Below are 17,662 nucleotides of genomic sequence, written 5' to 3' on the forward strand. Positions count from 1 at the left end.
TGAGCAGGACGCGGAAGCTTTGCTCGGTTTTGACTTATTCTTACATGGATGTAAGTCAGTAGAATAACACAGGAGCAGTTATCGAGCCCACTAAGTTACAAACCTCTCGCCGCGATTAAATTGCCCCTAGCTTGAACAAATAGCAATCTGCAAAGATTAACAGATCCTGATTATGTTAAATTGAGCTTCGTTTTATTTATTTAATGACATAATGGGTATTATTTAAATTAATACCCAGCTGCTTTTGCACAGCATAGCATGTTGAACCACTAGCCCAATACGGTTTGAATTGGTAAAATATCGCAAACCAAATGTATTCAATAGAGGCACAAGATGGGCAGAGCATTTGAAGTCCGCAAAAGTTCGATGGCTAAAACCGCCAACGCAAAAACTAAAGTAAATTCAAAGTATGGTAAAGAAATTTACGTTGCAGCCAAAAGTGGTGAACCCGACCCCGATGTAAATCAAACATTGCGCCGCTTAATTGAAAAAGCCAAAAAAGACCAAGTTCCTGCGCACGTAATCGAAAAAGCAATTGAAAAAGCAGCCGGCGGGGCAGGGGAAGATTACTCTTCAGCCCGTTACGAGGGTTACGGCCCTGGTAATTGTATGGTGATTGTTGACTGTTTAACCGACAACCCAAACCGCACAATTAAAGATGTACGCTTACCGTTTACTAAAACAGACTCAAAAATAGGTACGCCTGGGTGTGTTGCACATATGTTTGATCATCTTGCTGTTTTAGGATTTGCAGGCGATGACGACGAAGTTGTGTTAGAAGCGCTGATGATGGCTGACGTTGATGTAACCGATGTAGAAGCCGAAGATGGCAAGGTATCGGTGTTTGCACCGCATACTGAGTATTTTAAAGCTAAAACGGCACTGGAAGAGGCATTTGAAGGCATTAACTTTGAAGTTGATGAAATTACCTTTGTGCCACAAGTACATGTTGAAATCACTGATGAAGAAGTCATTGCCAACTTTGATAAATTTATCAATATGCTTGAAGATTGCGATGACGTACAAAATGTTTATCATAACGCGACTATTAAAAATTAATTCGTAGTTTTAACTAGGCGAATTTTAGCTATTTTGCCGCTTAATAAAACAAAAAGCGCGTTTTGTGTAGGCAAAACGCGCTTTTTTAGTGTTAAATAAATGTCAGCTATTCAGCTAGGTTATGGTGCTGTGCTTTATATTTCAAGCGGTAGCTGTGTAGTAGCGGCTCTGTGTAACCGCTAGGTTGACTAACCCCTTCAAATACCAGTGCTAAAGCAGCTTGATACGCAATACTTTTAGCTAATGTCTGCTCATTAGTTGCCATTGGCGTGTAAAGGCTGTCATGCTCGTTTTGGCCATCAACAACCTTAGCCATTTTTGCCATCACTTTTTGTACTTGCTCTTTGCTACATACACCATGATGTAGCCAGTTGGCGATATGTTGGCTTGAAATACGTAAGGTGGCTCTGTCTTCCATTAAACCAATATGATTAATGTCAGGCACTTTAGAGCAGCCTATTCCTTGGTCAATCCAACGTACTACGTAGCCTAAAATACCTTGCGCGTTGTTTTCAAGCTCGCTTTGAATATCTTCTTTTGATAGCGTTTCAGGGTTTGGCATGAGCGGCGGTGTAAGTAAGCTCTCTAGGCTTGCTATTTGACGCGTGGCAATGCTTTGCTGCAGGCTAAATACATCAACATCATGATAATGCATTGCGTGTAATGTGGCGGCAGTAGGGGAGGGCACCCAAGCGGTATTTGCGCCAGATTGAGGGTGCGCTATTTTTTGCTCCATCATCATCGCCATTTTATCTGGCATTGCCCACATACCTTTACCAATTTGCGCTTTATGGCTTAAGCCACAGGCTAGGCCAATATCAACGTTGCGATCTTCATAAGCGCTGATCCAAGGCTGTGCTTTAATAGCCGCTTTCGGCAGCACAACTCCCGCTTGCATTGAGGTATGAATTTCATCGCCAGTGCGGTCTAAAAAGCCGGTGTTAATAAATACAACACGCTCTTTAGCAGCATGAATACAGGCTTTTAAGTTGGCTGATGTTCGACGTTCTTCATCCATAATGCCCATTTTAAGGGTGTTTTTAGGCAAGCTCAGTGCCTCTTCAACCATACCAAATAAAGTATTAGCAAAGGCGACTTCATCAGGGCCATGCATTTTTGGCTTTACAATATTAATACTTTGCGCGGTTGAGTTTTGAATGGCATTTTTAGTGTTTAAATCGTGCAGTGCGGCTGTTGCGGTGATCATGGCATCCATAATGCCTTCAAACACATCATTGCCGCTTACATCGGTAATGGCTGGATTTGTCATTAAATGTCCCACGTTACGCACAAACATCATACTGCGCCCTTTGAGGGTCAGTTTTTGGCCATCAAGACCTGTATATTGTCGGTCAGCTTGTAACGTGCGGTCGACCATTTTGTCGCCTTTTCTAAACGTTTCAACCAAGTTGCCTTGCATTAAACCAAGCCAGTTTTTGTAAACCTGTACTTTATCTTCGGCATCCACTGCGGCAACTGAGTCTTCACAGTCCATAATGGTTGTTAGTGCGGCTTCTAGCACCACATCCTTTAGCCCTGCTTTATCTGCTTGACCAATAGGGTGGTGATGGTCTATTTGCAGCTCAATATGCAATCCATTGTTTTTAAGTAAAATAACACTCGGGTTTTGTGCTTCACCTTGATAGCCAATCAGTTGCTCAGGGTTTTTAAGTGTGGTGTGCGAACTGTCGCGCAGGGTAATAGCAAGGGCGCCGTCAACAATAGAATAATTTGTACTTTCAATGTGCGAGCCATTTTCAAGCGGTAATGCTTTGTCTAAAAACTGCCTTGCGTAAGCCATTACTTTAAAGCCACGAACAGGGTTGTATTGGCTGCCTTTTTCGGCGCCGTCGTCTTCGCTTAATACATCGGTTCCATATAAAGCATCGTACAACGACCCCCAACGTGCATTAGCTGCATTAAGTGCAAAGCGTGCATTACTAACCGGCACCACTAGCTGTGGCCCTGCAGTCAACGCTATTTCTGGCTCTACATTTTGAGTTTCAATACTAAAATTTTCAGGCTCATCAACTAGGTAGCCAATATCTTTTAAAAACGCTTGATACTGAGCTTGGTCAGCATTTTTATTTGCAAGGTGGTAGTCATCAATTTGCTTTTGTAGCTGTTCACGCTTAGCCAGTAGTGATTTGTTCAATGGTGTAAGTGTTTGCACTATGTTGGCAAAGCTTTTCCAAAACTGGTGTTCATCAAGATGGGTACCAGGTAATAATTGTTTTTTAACAAATTCAGCAAGTTGCTTATCAACGCTGAGTCCTGAATGGGTGAGAGTGTGGCTCATAATTAATATCCTTAAACGGTCCGACAGTGTGCAATTTTTTATATGCGTACACCTACCATATCGCAAAAAAGTGGCTTTGAATGCTTTTTATTCATTCACTATATGTATAGCCGCAATAAAAACTATAAATTTACTAAATCTAAAAAATAAGCCTAATGTTTAATTAAGCGCTACAGAGCTAACGTGATGTAGTCACTCTCTCAACAATAAATATTAATACCCGTTCGAAGGACTTTATTATGACAACATATCAAGGCGAAACAGATACACTAGCAACATTATGCCAATCACAAGGCAGTGCATGGAAAACAATTAATCCTGAATACGCAACACGTATGCGTTTACAAAATCGTTTTCGCTCTGGTGTTGATATTGCACAATTTACAGCAGACATCATGCGTGAAGACATGGCTGCATACGATAAAGACACAAGCCAGTACACACAGTCTTTAGGTTGTTGGCATGGTTTTACTGCCCAACAAATGATGATGGCAATTAAGCGCCATCAAAAAACAACTAAGCGCAGTTACGTGTACCTAAGCGGTTGGATGGTTGCAGCGCTTCGCTCTGAGTTTGGTCCTCTTCCAGATCAAAGTATGCATGAGAAAACATCAGTACCGGCACTTATCGAAGAAATCTATACCTTCTTAAAGCAAGCGGATGCACGTGAACTTGACCACTTATTTAACGAATTAGACGACGCAAAAGCAAACGGCGGCGACGTTCAAGCAGTACTTAACAAAATTGATAACTTTGAGACGCACGTTGTACCAATTATTGCTGACATTGATGCCGGTTTTGGTAACGAAGAAGCAACTTACCTACTAGCTAAAAAGATGATTGAAGCGGGTGCATGTGCTATCCAAATCGAAAACCAAGTATCAGATGCTAAGCAATGTGGTCACCAAGCAGGTAAAGTGACGGTTCCACATGAAGACTTTTTAGCAAAAATTAATGCAGTGCGTTACGCGTTCCTAGAGCTAGGTATTGATAACGGTATTATCGTTGCGCGTACCGATTCACTAGGTGCAAGCCTTACGCAAAAAGTACCGGTTTCAAAAAAACCAGGTGACTTAGCAAGCCAATACAATGCATTTTTAGAAACAACCCCAGTAAACAGTGTTGATGACTTGAATGAAGGCGAAACAGCAATGAAGCTTAATGGTCAGCTTTGTAAGCCAACACGCCTAGACAATGGTTTATACCAGTTCCGCGAAGGCACTGAAAAAGACCGCGTAGTACTAGATTGTGTAACGAGCCTACAGTCAGGTGCTGATTTACTGTGGATTGAAACAGAAAAACCACATGTAAAACAAATAGCTGAACTCGTTAATCGCGTAAAAGAGCAAGTACCAGATGCTAAATTAGTATACAACAACTCACCATCGTTCAACTGGACGCTGAAGTTCCGTGAGCAAGTATACCAAGAATGGCAGGAAGAAGGTCGTGACCTGAGCGCTTACCCAAGTCTTGATGATAACAAAGCGCTTATGGCTCCAGAAATGGATGCAACAGAGCTTGCAGCAGCCGCTGACTTATTAGTACAAAACTTCCAACGCGATGGTGCACGTGAAGCGGGTATTTTCCACCACCTAATCACGTTACCAACGTACCACACAGCAGCATTAAGCACAGATATTCTATCTGAAGGTTACTTTGGTGACTTAGGTATGCTGGCTTATGTACGTGATGTACAGCGTCAAGAAATCCGTCGTGAGCAAGCGTCTGTTAAACACCAAGACCTTGCAGGCTCAAACATTGGTGATACACACAAAGAGTACTTCTCAGGTGAGAATGCACTTAAAGCCGGTGGTGAAGCTAACACCATGAACCAATTTTAATTCAACTAGATAGTGTTACTTAAGGGCCGCAAGGCCCTTTTTTTATGCCTGTAAGTTTAATACCAATCCGCAATAATACTTAATCATTTTACGGGGCTAAACGTGTCGCTATCTGCGTTAAAAAATTCTCATTTAGAACAACTAAATAGCAAGTTTTTTGCCTAGCTATCAACACGTTTTTCCAGCCTCAAAATAGATCACTTAATTAAGCGAATTGGTATAAGGCAAATTTTAATAGATCAGTATTTTACTAGCCATTTGGTTAGTGAGATTTTTCAATGCAATGCAGGTTAAAAATGTAAATAAAATTTAAAGGATGTTTATGCTCGGCTGGAGGGCTTGATAGTCTGGTTACGCTTTAACACGTATAAGCACGATAAATTAACTGTTTTTGCCGTATATAGATCAGAGTTTAACTAACTGAGTTAAAGCAGATCACGATTTAACTAGCTGCTCTTAATACAGATCAGATTTTAACTAACCATGCTAATAACGGCCATTTTTTATTATTAAAGAGGGGAATTTGTCTTTCTAACCCACAATTTGACCACTTAAACGATTAATTTAAAGGTTTTAGGCAGGTATCGAGAGAGTAATAAACCGATTTTTTACTAACTGCTGCAGCTTATAAAACATTTTTTTACTAACTGAGGGCTTATAAACAGTGACTCAAACCGATTTTTTACTAACTCACAGCACTATTTCTTCTATAAACCGATTTTTTACCAACTCAGTTTGAAGCTAAGTCCGATATTTAGTTTGAGTATGTAAGGGGTTACTTACATTATTGCTGTAAAGGGGGTTTACACTTGTGAGCTTCGAGCAACGAGCTTATATAGCTCGTCACCCATAACTCTGCGTTTTATTTCGAATGCTTATCAAACCACCATTGAATATATGCCACTTTGGTCATTAAGTTAGATGGACGGGCAGTAATACCATGTGAGGCGTTTGGAATACGCACCATCGCAGTATCAACCCCCTGCAATTTTAAGGCTTGATAAAACTGCTCTGTTTCTGAAATAGGCGTACGGTAGTCTGCCTCACCCGTGAGTAACATGGTTGGGGTTTTAACATTGCCAACATAACTGATGGGTGAGCGTTTCATGTAATGCTCAATATGATCCCAAGGTTTGCCCGGAAACCAATAATCAGCAAAGAATGGATAAAAATCGGCAGTGAGTACAAAGCTGATCCAATTAATTACTGGTTTGGCAACCACAGCTGCAGCAAAGCGATCTGTATGACCTACAATCCAAGCAGTTAATACACCGCCGCCAGAGCCACCGGTTACAAATAGTTTAGATTCATCAATAAACCCTTTTGCAATAAGCGCATCAACACCCGTCATTAAATCATCGTAATCATTGCTTGGGTAATTATGATGAATGGTTTGCGCAAACTCTTTACCGTATGAATCACTACCACGTGGGTTCATGTATAAAACCACGTTCCCTTTAGCGGCAAATAGTTGTACTTCGGCACTAAAGTGCGGGCCATAATTAGCGACAGGGCCACCATGAATTTCAAGCACTAGTGGGTATTTTTTTGATTTATCAAAACCCGGTGGGTAAGCAATCCAGCCTTGTATTGGCAGCTCATCGTGGCTTGATTTAAGCCATAATTCTTCAACCTTAGCGAGTTGCTTGGTTGCGAGTGCATCAGAATTTAAATTGGTTAAGCGTTGCGCTTTACCACGCTTTATTGTGGCTACATCAGCAGGGCGCTGGGTATCGGCCAATGTAAATGCAACATGACCATTTTCACTAATATCGAAATCGCCACCGGAATAAGGGCGACCAAACGCAACACTGCCTATTTGTTCGGTAATCACTTTGCGTTTGCCACTTCGAGGTTGATAAGCCAGCGCAGTTTGCCCTTCATCGGCATAGCTAAAATAAAGCCCTTTTGAGTTCGCGCTCCACTTAATTTGGCCAACACTTCTATCAAAATCGGTGGTTAGGCTTTGCGTATTCCCTGTTTTTAAATCGCGAATATAGAGTTGGGTGTTTTCGTAATTAGTACGCTTGTCGTCATACCCTGTATAGGCAAGGTATTTGCCATCAGGTGACACTTTAGGTTGTTGATCGGGCCCATTACGCTCAGTTAGAGGGAAAATGGCTAGCGAGTCTAAATCGAGTTGATAGAGCTCAGTGTTAGTGGGCTTCAATTCATTATTTTCATTGCGATTAGCAGAAAAATACAATGTTTTACCGTCTTTACTAAAGCTGACTTCCCCACCATTATTAAAATTATCGTTGGTGAGTTGTTGAGCATTACCGCCATTGGCATCAAGTGTAAATAATTGACTAAACCCTTTTTCAGTATAACCCCCTCCATCGGCACGATAATAAACATCGTCAATATATTTAGCAGGCTCTGCCCACGTGGCACCTTTTGGTTTTCCAGGTAAGCTGACAGGCGCAGACGCCGCCATTGGAACAAACATACTAAACACCAGCTGGTTTGAATCAGGAGTCCAAGTTAGTGAGCTTGGATTGCTAGTTAAATTACTAACCTTAGCGATAGCCCCTGTTTTTAACCATTTTATATATATTTGGTTGCTACCATCTCGGTTTGATATGAAAGCCAGTCGCTGTCCGTCAGGAGAGACTACTGGCGAGTAATCCATATATACACCAGAAGTTAATGGTTGTAGTTGCCCAGTACTGTAATCAACAGACCAAATATTGCCTACTTTACGGTCGGTTTTAATATCCATGCGGTTGCGGACAAAATACACGGTTTTACCGTCTTCTGTTATGTCTATTTGGTTGGCATATTCAAGATTAAAGATATCTTGAAGTTGTAATGTATCGGTATTGGCAACAGCTAATTGACTGCTGCCCAGTATAAGACTCATAGCTAAAAGCGTTTTCATTATTTATCCCTGTTTTAAATCACTGCTCTATTTATAGGGTAGGAGGGGGATAATTAACAGTCAGATGCGACGAAGCCAGTATTTAAAACTACCAATGAATGAAGGTGATAAAAGAAAGTAAAAGCTGTAAAGGGGGTTTACAGCTTAGAGGAAGTTATACGCTTGCACTGCAAAGTGCCTTAATGTCTTCAATAAGCGCAACACCTTGGGCGTTATCACCGTGCACACAAATACTATCGGCGTTAAGTTTTAACGATTTTCCTGACTGGGTAGTCACACTGTTACTGGCCAAAAGCTGTTTAACTTGTGCCAATAATGCTGCTTTATCATGCACACTGCTTGCTATATTTCGTGCTACGAGGTGCCCTTGATCTGTATATAGCCTGTCTGCGAACGCTTCTAAAACAAGCGTTAGTCCAAGGTGCCGTGCCATTGTTTGATGTAGCTTGGCATCGGCTGTGGCGAGTATCATTAATTTTAGGTCAGCAGGGTAGCTGGCAACAGCGCCCATCACAGCACTAAGTAGTGGCTGGTGTTTCATCATGTCGTTGTAAAGCGCACCATGGGGTTTAACATAGCTAAGGGTTAATCCTTGTGCCTTTGCCATGCCATCAAGAGCAGCTATTTGGTAGTGTAAACACTGAGTGAGCTCGGCCACACTCATACTCATTGAGCGTCTGCCAAATCCTTGTTTATCGGGGTAGCTTGGGTGAGCACCAATCATAACATTATGCTGTTTAGCGAGCTTAAGAGTATTGGCCATAACACTAGGATCGCCCGCATGAAAACCACAGGCAATGTTTGCCATATCAATATGCGGCATTACTTGATCATCAAGCCCCATTTTCCACGCGCCAAAGCTTTCACCTAAATCACAATTGAGTTTCATATTAGTGGCTCTTTGATTGTTTAATAGTTACCGGTAAGCTGCCTTTAGCAGGGGCTTGACCGAGTAATACTTTAGCAAGTGCTGTAAATGCAGGCCCAGATACTTGCTCGTTTTTGTCTACGTCAATATTATAAGCATATGAAGCTAATACTGCATCGGCAGAGTCGCCAAACTGAGCAATATCATAAGGGGCTCGCAAACTAATAAACACGGTGGGTATTTGTTGCTTGTTAGCCATTTTAAGTAATGATTCAAGTGCTTTAGGTTGCTCTGCGTTATAGAGGGCAAAGTCTGGGTTATCGGCTAAATCATCCATCCCGCCAATTTCCACCGCGCTTTGATTAGGCGTGGCATTTCCGGCAATAATAATATCAGCTTGATTTATATTACGCTGAGCATCAACAGGGTCAAAACCTTGTAAACTGCTACAGCTATAAACTAATGCGTGTGAGCTCAGTGCCATTATGGCTTGTTGTATGGCAATACATTTACGCGTATCGGGCATAATAATATGAATGTGTTGGCCAGCAGTAAGCTTAAGTGGCAAGGTGTTGTTGTTATTTTTTATTTGGGTGATCGCCGCTAATGCCAGTGACGCTTCTAATTTGCGATGTGCTTTATTACCAATAATGTGCTTAGCATTGGCTAATGCTTTAATGGGATCTGGCGAAGCGTTTAATTTAAATTTACTTTTAAGTGAGATAATACGCTGTGCTGAATGCGCAATTTCCTGTGCGTTTAGTTGTTCTGATTTAACCGCACTGACTAATGACTCAATGAGGGCATCGAGCTTTTTAATGTCATCTGGCGTTCTAATCTCTATTGGCATAAGCGCAATATCAACCCCAGCGGCAAAGGTGTTTATAATTGCTTGAGTTGGACTAAAAAAGTGACTAATACCTGCCATATCAAGTGCATCGGTTACCACCACACCTTGATAGTTAAGTTCTTTACGTAGAATATCGGTCATGATTTTACGCGACATTGTCGCGGGCTTGATCATTTGTTTGCCATCAACATTAGTCAAGGTACTGCTATCGAGCTCTGGATACTGAATATGCGCGGTCATTATCATGCCCGGACTATGCTGCTCAATAATGTGTTTAAAGGGCGCTAAATCTTGTGCGTAAATCACCTCTTTTGAATGCATCACTTTAGGCAAGCCGGTATGACTATCTACATTGGTGTCGCCATGCCCAGGAAAATGCTTTAGTGCGCTAATAATGCCATTTTTTTCAAACTCACTAACTTGTGCGGCACCTAATACTGCTACATCATTTGGGTTTTCACTAAAAGAGCGGACATTAATGACAGGATTGTCTGGGTTCATGTTTACATCAACGGTTGGCGCGTAATTTACATTAATCCCCAATGCTGAAAGCTCCGTAGCAAGAACATTCGCGGTTTGAGTTGCGAAATAAGTGCCATGCTCAGGGTAGGTGGCGCCAATTGACATATTACCAGTAAATGAAGTGGCCACATCACGTGGCAGTCGAGCTACTCGTCCACCTTCTTGGTCAATTGAAATAAAAAGCGGTAAGCCTGATTTAGAGTGAGACGCAGCTTGTTGCAGTTGCTGATTAAGGCTAATTATTTGTTCAATACTTTGGGTGTTTTCAGAAAATAAAATAACCCCGCCAATATCATAACGGCTAATCGCTTTGGCTAGTGTATCTGGTAACTCGGTTAATGCTGTTCTGCAGCGCTTACTGCTGCCTTGGTGACAAAAGTAGCGTAAATCGAGCATCAGTTTTTGCCCAAGTTGCTGTTCAAGCGACAGCGCAGAATCGGCAAAAGAAGATTTTATTGGCATGAAACATCCGATTAAAAAAAGAGAAGACGACAACAGGTACTTATTTAGCAACACACACCTCAAGGCTAAATAAAAATAAAGTGCATGCAGCTTAACTATTATTGAGCTTAACTGCAAAACCCGACATATATAATAAATGTCATTTTATCATTCCAAAAATAACAAAAATTAGGCTACTTAGTTTAATTTCTGTATTATATTTAGGATATATGTAGTACATAGCAGTCGTTTTTATTTGCTTAGGATGATAATAAGTTGCGTTTTCGATCACCATTTACTTTTAAACTTAGGCAATTAATTCTGTTGTTAGCTATCACTGCTACAGCCGCTATTTTGTTCAGTGGTTTATACATTAGTTACCAAGTACAAAAAGAACGGGTAATAGAAGATACTCTCAAAAGTAACCATGTATTTGCTAGTAAGCTTGCCTCGGCAACTAATCACTTTTTAGCAGCTGCGATGCAGCAGCTTGAGTTTTCAGCCAAAATTATTGCTAAAGACATTACCAATACTGAGTTACTCCAAGCTGAAACCAACCGCCTTTTAAAGCAAACAAATAGTTTTAATTCTGTTGTTATTAATAAGTTAGGTGTGCTGAAAGCTGCTTCACCCGCCTCGCTTAATATCATTAATAAACGGGTTGATTCGCCTCATTCCAAGCAAGCATTTAAGCTGCAGCGTCCACTTATCAGCCGTCCTTATGTATCGTTAGCTAATAACTTAATGGTGATCATTTCGTATCCTTTGTTCGATGAAGCGGGTAATTATTATGGTTACATTGGTGGAAGTCTTTATTTAGAACAGCAGAGTATTTTAAACGCCTTATTAAAACAGCATAGTTACGATGGCGGGGCGTATTTTTATGTAGTGGCCGATGATAAAACTTTACTTTATCATCCCGTGAGTGAGCGTATTGGTGAGGTGGGTCAGAATAATCCTGTGATAAATCGTGTGCTCAAAGGTGAGGATGGACATGCGCGGGTAATTAATAGTTTAGGTATGCACATGCTTGCTGGATTTTCGCCCGTTAAACTTGCTAATTGGGGCGTAGTTGCCCAGCGTAGTGAGGTGGCAACACTTGCCACGTTAGATACTTTTCAAGGGCTGTTGCTCAAGCGAATGCTACCAATTGTATTAATTACTTTTGTATTGATTGGTGTGTTAGCGCATTTTATTGCTAAGCCCCTTAGGTTACTAGCTGACAGTGCAAATTTATCAACTGATCAACAAAACGTGGCAAATCTTAAAAGTATTAAATCTTGGTATTTTGAAAGTCAGCAACTTAAAGCAGCCATGTTAGAAGGAGTTAATATACTGCAGTCGAAAATGGGTCAATTACGCCAAGATGCACTCACCGATCCGCTAACTGGTGCGCATAATCGGCGAGGTTTGTATTTATTGTTAGATAAATTAATTCAAGAACAGGTCCCTTTTGCGGTTCTAGAAATAGATATCGACTTTTTTAAACGGGTTAATGACACTTTTGGCCATGATGTGGGCGATGAGGTACTAAAAACTTTAACGTGTGTGATCAAGCAGGTATCTCGCAAAGATGATATTGTTGCGCGAACTGGTGGCGAGGAATTCTTACTTATATTACCGAACGAAAATAGCGATAGTGCGTTTGTTATTGCTGAGCGGTTACGTAATGAAGTGGCGAATACACCGATGGCCAAAGTTGGTTGTATAAATGTCTCCATCGGCATTGCTACATGGCCGCAGCACAGTGATGATATTGATCAAGTATACAAATGTGCTGACAAAGCGCTCTATCATGCAAAAGAAACGGGCCGTAATAAAACCGTTATTGCCAGTCTAAATTAAATTTTTTAAAAAATTAATTTACCTTAAGTTTTATTTAAGTTTCGCCTATTAAATTCTACCTATAGATTTAATACAGGCGATGCTTTTATGCAATTAGCTCAACAACAACAGTCATCATCAACACTTTTTCAGTCGTTCACACAGTTTGTGAGCGCCAGAGAATGTGATGAACACCGTCAGCGCCTTGAAGATACAGTAAAACAAGGCTTTTTAGCTGCGTACAATGCCAGCCTAACTTCATTTATGCCATTACTCTGTCAGTATAAAACTCAGCAAGGGCATTGCACTTTAGGGCTTAGAAACGCCACTTCTCCTTTATTTATTGAACAATATTTAGCAGCGCCCATTGAGCAGTTTTTACCAATGGGCACACAGCGCAGTAAAGTGTTTGAGTTAGGTAATCTCTATTCAACACACAGAAAAGCCACGTTATCGCATTTTATTATTGTTAATGAAGCTTTAAGAGCTATTGGTGCTACTAATTTGGTTTTTTGTGCCACCAAACATGTACGCGCTTTATTGCGTTTATTAGGGGTAACGTGTAATGAAATTGCATTGGCTAACAGCAGTGTTGTTGAGCAACCAAAAAGCTGGGGAAGTTACTACGCGAACCAGCCTACAGTATGCATTGTTAATTTAGAGCAAGCACATATACAAGTACTTAATACGCCAATGCTACTTGATATTAAACAACAAAATACACATGGCATTACGGCATTAATCAATGCGCTGGAGGCGGTATGAGTATGTTAAATAGCTTAAGTGATTTAGCTACTCAGCCGGCGGTAGTTGCGCATTTTGCGAATCAAACACAACAGTTCACAGGCACTGAGCTGCTTCAAGAAATAAATAAAGTAGCGGAAATTTTTGCAAATTCAGATGCTGATGCAATTGCATTTCAACTTGATAACACACCTGCTTGGTTGGTACTTGATGCTGCGACCAGCGTTGCTAATAAAGTGGCTATACCGATCGCCCATTTTTTTAGTCAACAACAAACACAATATGTGTTGGCACAGTGTGGTGCACAGCTGTTTATAAGTGATATGCCAAGGCTTTCTTTGGGTGCGCATACATTGTCTATTACTTTGTTTGATCATTACACCTTATATATTTATCAGCTCAACGTTAAAGAACCGATTCGTTACTTTAAGGGTACGCAAAAAATCACTTTTACGTCAGGCTCTACAGGCGAGCCAAAAGGGGTGTGTTTATCAACTCATAGCCAAATGCAAGTTGCACAATCGTTATGTGAGCAAATAGGTATAAGTAAACCAACTCACTTATGTTTACTGCCATTACCTGTATTACTGGAAAATATTGCAGGTATTTATGCACCATTATTAAGTGGCGGTTGTGTACATTTAATGCCGTTAAACGAATTGGGTTTTGTTGGCTCAGGGTTAAAAAATCCTGAAAAACTCATTAGTGCAATTGACAGTGTAAAACCTAACACCCTTATTTTAGTGCCTGAGTTATTAACGTGTTTAATTGCGTTTGCAAAACAAGGTTGGCAGCCGCCAAAGTCATTACAGTTTATTGCAGTTGGCGGAGCGCTCGTGAGTGATGCTTTAATTGCCACCGCCAGAGAGCTTAATTTACCTGTTTATCAGGGGTATGGATTATCAGAGGCGGCATCTGTTGTAAGTTTAAATACGCCCAAAAATGATGATTTAAAGAGTGCCGGCACTGTATTACCGCACATACAAACCAAAATCGAAAAAGGCCAGTTGTACATAAAGGGTGAGCTATTTTTAGGGTATTTAAATCAAGCGCCGCATAACCCAAATAACTGGTATGCAACAGGCGATTTAGTGACCCAGCATGGCAATAAGCTCTTCATAAAAGGGCGACTTAAAAATCTGATTATTACCAGCATGGGCCGTAATGTCAGTGCTGAATGGCCTGAGTCATTAATATTGAGCCAAAGCGCGATTATACAAGCCGTTGTTTTTGGTGAAGGCAAACCTTTTTTAACCGCGATTATTTATGCAATCCCTGAGCTGAGTGATCAACAACTCAGTGAGCATATGAAATTTATAAATCAACAGTTACCCGATTATGCACAAGTTAAAAAGTGGCATCGGTTAGCTCAGCCTTTAAGTGTTCAGCAAGGGCTACTAACGACCAATAATCGTCCTAAGCGCCAGGCTATTAGCCAGCAATTTAACCTTATTTTTGAACAATTTTACCGACTTGGAGAAGTGAGCCATGACTGATTTTTTTAATACATTAAAAGCACAAACTCAAAACGATCGTGAGTACTTATTAGCTGCGCCAATTATACAGCGCGTTTTTAAAGGCCAAGCATCACTTGAAGAGTATGCGTCATTTTTAGCGCAAGCCTACCATCATGTAAAACACACTGTGCCATTAATGATGTCGTTAGGTGCCCGTTTGACCGACGAACAAGAATGGTTACGTGAAGCCGTAGCCGAATACATTGAAGAGGAAATTGGCCATCAAGAATGGGTGCTTAACGATATTGCCGCCTGTGGTTTTGATAAAGAAAGTGTGCGCTATAGTCAGCCACAATTCGCCACTGAAATGATGGTGTCGTATGCCTACGATAGTATTGCACGTAAAAATCCGCTTAGCTTTTTTGGTATGGTTCACGTATTAGAGGGGACCTCAATTGCGCTTGCTGATGGAGCCGCATCAAACATAGCGAATGCAATAGGGCTTCCTAAAAAAGCGTTTAGCTATTTAACCTCTCACGGCGCGCTTGATATAGAGCATGTTAAGTTTTTTGAAAACTTAATGAATCAAATTACCGACGAGGCGGATCAGCAGGCTATTTTACATGGCGCAAAATGTTTTTACCGTTTGTACGGCGATATTTTTCGCGCTTTAGACGACGAGCCGTTTTTTAAAGCATCAGCACAAGAGCAACACGCATGAATACCGGCTTATGTGTATTAACTGGTGCGACAGGTGGAATTGGTCAAGCCATTGCCAAAACACTACACGGCCAAGGTTGGCAACTACTCTTGGTGGGGCGAAATAGTGATGCCTTAAATACGTTAAGTAGTCAATGTCCCGGTAGTATGGTTTTTGTGGGGGATTTAACGGTTGCCGAAAACATGTTGGCACTCGCCATTAAAGCCAAAAAATTAGGGGGCGCTAAGTTACTCATAAACAATGCAGGCATTAATGTAATGCAAAGCTTAAGTGCATCGAGTAGTGAGCAAATTGATAATCTACTGAGCACTAATTTAGCCGTCCCTATGAAATTATGTCAGCTGTTTTTAGCGCAATTGCATGCGAATAAAGGCTCCATAGTTAATGTTGGGTCGTCATTTGGCAGTATAGGTTACCCATATCAAACACTTTACTGTGCTAGTAAGTTCGGTTTACGTGGTTTTAGCGAAGCGCTATCACGAGAGCTTTCAGATACACCCGTTAAAGTTAGTTATTTAGCACCAAGAGCAACCGATACAGATATTAATGATGCACAAACACGAGCAATGAATAAGGCGCTTGGTAATCAAATGGACTCCCCGCAGTTGGTGGCTGATGAGTTAGTTGCGTTATTAAACTCAAATAAAACCAGACGATTTATTGGTTTTCCTGAGAAACTTTTTGCACGTATCAATGGTGTTTTTCCACGTATTGTGGATAACGCAATTGCTAAACAGCTCCCTAAAATAAAACAGTTTTTAGGTTAATAGAGGATTTATTATGAAAAAATTTACTTTAGTAGCTTATTTAAGCATTGTTAGTGTGTTTTCATCGCCGGTATTTGCAGACGAACAAAGCGATTTACTCGCTATTCAACAGCAGTGGGCTGTCGCTAATTATGAGCTTAAAGATGATGCACAAATCAAAGCCTTTACTCAACTAAGTGAGCAAAGTGCTCAATTTATTGAAAGCTACCCTGATTCAGCAAATAGCTATACGTGGAACGGCATTGTACTGGCCAGTTTTGCTGGCGCAAAGGGCGGGTTAGGGGCGCTGGGCTATGCTAAAGATGCAAAAGCGTCATTAGAGCAAGCCCTTAAAATAGACGACAGTGCTTTAGGTGGCTCAGCGTATGCCAGCCTAGCAACCTTATACAGTAAAGTACCGGGGTGGCCTATTGGTTTTGGTGATGATGACACCGCCGACAAGTTTTTTAAGCAAGCGCTCGCTTTTAACAAAAAAGGCATTGATACTAACTACTTGTATGGTGAGTTTTTATATGACGAGCGTGAATATGAGCAAGCTAAAGTCCATTTGTTAGTTGCGCAAGCAGCAGGTATTCGTGATACTCGTGCTAAAGCTGATAAATATCGTCAACAAGCAATTAGCTCTTTATTAGCTAAAGTAGATAAAAAACTAAAGAGATAGCAAAATAAACAATGCATTTATTATTAGTCGAAGACGATCACCTTGTAGCTCAAGGGCTTTGTCGCTCATTGCGCCAAGAAGGTTATAGTGTAGAGCATAGCGCAACGGTTAAGCATGCATTGCAATGTTTAGGCAGTGGCGAAATAGAGTTGGTTATACTTGACCTAGGCTTACCTGATGGTGATGGTTCGCAAATTTTAAAGCACATAAAAGCACAAAAAAAAGTCATTCCGGTGGTGATACTAACCGCTCGCAGTAGCATAGATGACAAAGTGCAAGGGCTTGATATGGGGGCTGATGATTATTTAGCTAAGCCATTTGAACCAGCCGAATTATTTGCTCGTTTGCGCGTAGCGAGCCGACGTGTAAATCAAGCTCAGTCGAGCTTATTACAATGTGGTGATGTTACTATGGATACGTCAGCGCACAGTGTCACACTTAACGATGAGCTACTTTCTCTACCGCGAAAAGAGTACATGCTGCTAAAAGCGTTACTGGAAAACCAAGGTCGCGTGCAATCTAAGCAGCAATTAGAAAATAAACTCTATCAATGGGGTGAAGAGGTTGGCTCTAACACCATTGAGGTGCATATTCATCACCTACGAAAAAAATTCCCCAGCGATTTTATTAAAACTCTCCGTGGTATTGGCTATGTTGTGGGAAAGAGATAGCTCACGTGATTAAAACGCCCCTAGATTGCACAAACTTGAATTTACAAAGGTAACCA

General features: G+C 41.0%; 13 protein-coding genes. 9 read left to right on the forward strand and 4 right to left on the reverse strand.

The window, feature by feature from the left end; all coding sequences use genetic code 11:
- Nucleotides 1–333: 333 nt before the first annotated feature.
- Nucleotides 334–1,059, forward strand: a complete 726-nt coding sequence (locus QMA00_RS15095; RefSeq protein WP_013462824.1) for a YebC/PmpR family DNA-binding transcriptional regulator — start codon at nt 334–336, stop codon at nt 1,057–1,059.
- Nucleotides 1,060–1,165: 106 nt separating this feature from the next.
- On the opposite strand, the gene QMA00_RS15100 is transcribed toward QMA00_RS15095, so the two are convergent.
- Nucleotides 1,166–3,358, reverse strand: coding sequence for a malate synthase G (locus tag QMA00_RS15100; RefSeq protein ID WP_076922562.1), 2,193 nt, complete (start codon nt 3,356–3,358; stop codon nt 1,166–1,168).
- A gap of 239 nt (nt 3,359–3,597) precedes the next feature.
- Between QMA00_RS15100 and QMA00_RS15105 the strand changes: the two genes are divergently transcribed.
- Entirely contained in the window at nt 3,598–5,199 is a 1,602-nt protein-coding gene (locus QMA00_RS15105; protein WP_013462827.1) for an isocitrate lyase, read from the forward strand.
- 862 nt (nt 5,200–6,061) lie between these two features.
- On the opposite strand, the gene QMA00_RS15110 is transcribed toward QMA00_RS15105, so the two are convergent.
- The 3 genes from QMA00_RS15110 to QMA00_RS15120 all read right to left on the reverse strand — a co-directional run bounded on the left by QMA00_RS15110 (nt 6,062) and on the right by QMA00_RS15120 (nt 10,782).
- Nucleotides 6,062–8,080 (reverse strand): S9 family peptidase, encoded by a 2,019-nt coding sequence (locus QMA00_RS15110; protein ID WP_076922563.1) that lies wholly within the window; start codon nt 8,078–8,080, stop codon nt 6,062–6,064.
- Between the two features lie 154 nt (nt 8,081–8,234).
- Entirely contained in the window at nt 8,235–8,969 is a 735-nt protein-coding gene (locus tag QMA00_RS15115) for a 5-oxoprolinase subunit PxpA (RefSeq protein WP_076922564.1), read from the reverse strand.
- A 1-nt stretch (nt 8,970) separates the two neighbouring features.
- Nucleotides 8,971–10,782, reverse strand: coding sequence for a glycoside hydrolase family 3 protein (locus QMA00_RS15120; protein ID WP_076922565.1), 1,812 nt, complete (start codon nt 10,780–10,782; stop codon nt 8,971–8,973).
- A 303-nt stretch (nt 10,783–11,085) separates the two neighbouring features.
- Here QMA00_RS15120 and QMA00_RS15125 point away from each other — a divergent pair, with 303 nt between their 5' ends.
- From QMA00_RS15125 to QMA00_RS15155, 7 genes are all read left to right on the forward strand, one after another.
- Entirely contained in the window at nt 11,086–12,606 is a 1,521-nt protein-coding gene (locus QMA00_RS15125) for a sensor domain-containing diguanylate cyclase (protein WP_076922566.1), read from the forward strand.
- Nucleotides 12,607–12,693: 87 nt separating this feature from the next.
- Nucleotides 12,694–13,350 (forward strand): thermostable hemolysin, encoded by a 657-nt coding sequence (locus QMA00_RS15130; protein WP_076922567.1) that lies wholly within the window; start codon nt 12,694–12,696, stop codon nt 13,348–13,350.
- Complete coding sequence (locus tag QMA00_RS15135; RefSeq protein WP_076922568.1) at nt 13,347–14,825, forward strand: AMP-binding protein; 1,479 nt, start codon at nt 13,347–13,349, stop codon at nt 14,823–14,825. The genes QMA00_RS15130 and QMA00_RS15135 overlap by 4 nt, the downstream gene beginning before the upstream one ends.
- Nucleotides 14,818–15,507 (forward strand): iron-containing redox enzyme family protein, encoded by a 690-nt coding sequence (locus QMA00_RS15140; protein ID WP_076922569.1) that lies wholly within the window; start codon nt 14,818–14,820, stop codon nt 15,505–15,507. The genes QMA00_RS15135 and QMA00_RS15140 overlap by 8 nt, the downstream gene beginning before the upstream one ends.
- Nucleotides 15,504–16,274 carry an SDR family oxidoreductase gene (locus tag QMA00_RS15145; RefSeq protein WP_055011600.1) on the forward strand — a complete coding sequence of 257 codons (771 nt, stop codon included), beginning with the start codon at nt 15,504–15,506 and terminating at the stop codon, nt 16,272–16,274. The genes QMA00_RS15140 and QMA00_RS15145 overlap by 4 nt, the downstream gene beginning before the upstream one ends.
- Nucleotides 16,275–16,287: 13 nt before the next feature.
- A complete protein-coding gene (locus QMA00_RS15150) occupies nt 16,288–16,935 on the forward strand; it encodes a hypothetical protein (protein WP_076922570.1) in 648 nt (215 codons plus the stop codon).
- An 11-nt stretch (nt 16,936–16,946) separates the two neighbouring features.
- Nucleotides 16,947–17,606, forward strand: coding sequence for a response regulator transcription factor (locus QMA00_RS15155; protein WP_013462838.1), 660 nt, complete (start codon nt 16,947–16,949; stop codon nt 17,604–17,606).
- Nucleotides 17,607–17,662 lie beyond the last annotated feature (56 nt).

Source organism: Pseudoalteromonas sp. APC 3694, assembly GCF_030407565.1.
Classification (GTDB): Bacteria; Pseudomonadota; Gammaproteobacteria; order Enterobacterales; family Alteromonadaceae; genus Pseudoalteromonas; species Pseudoalteromonas tetraodonis.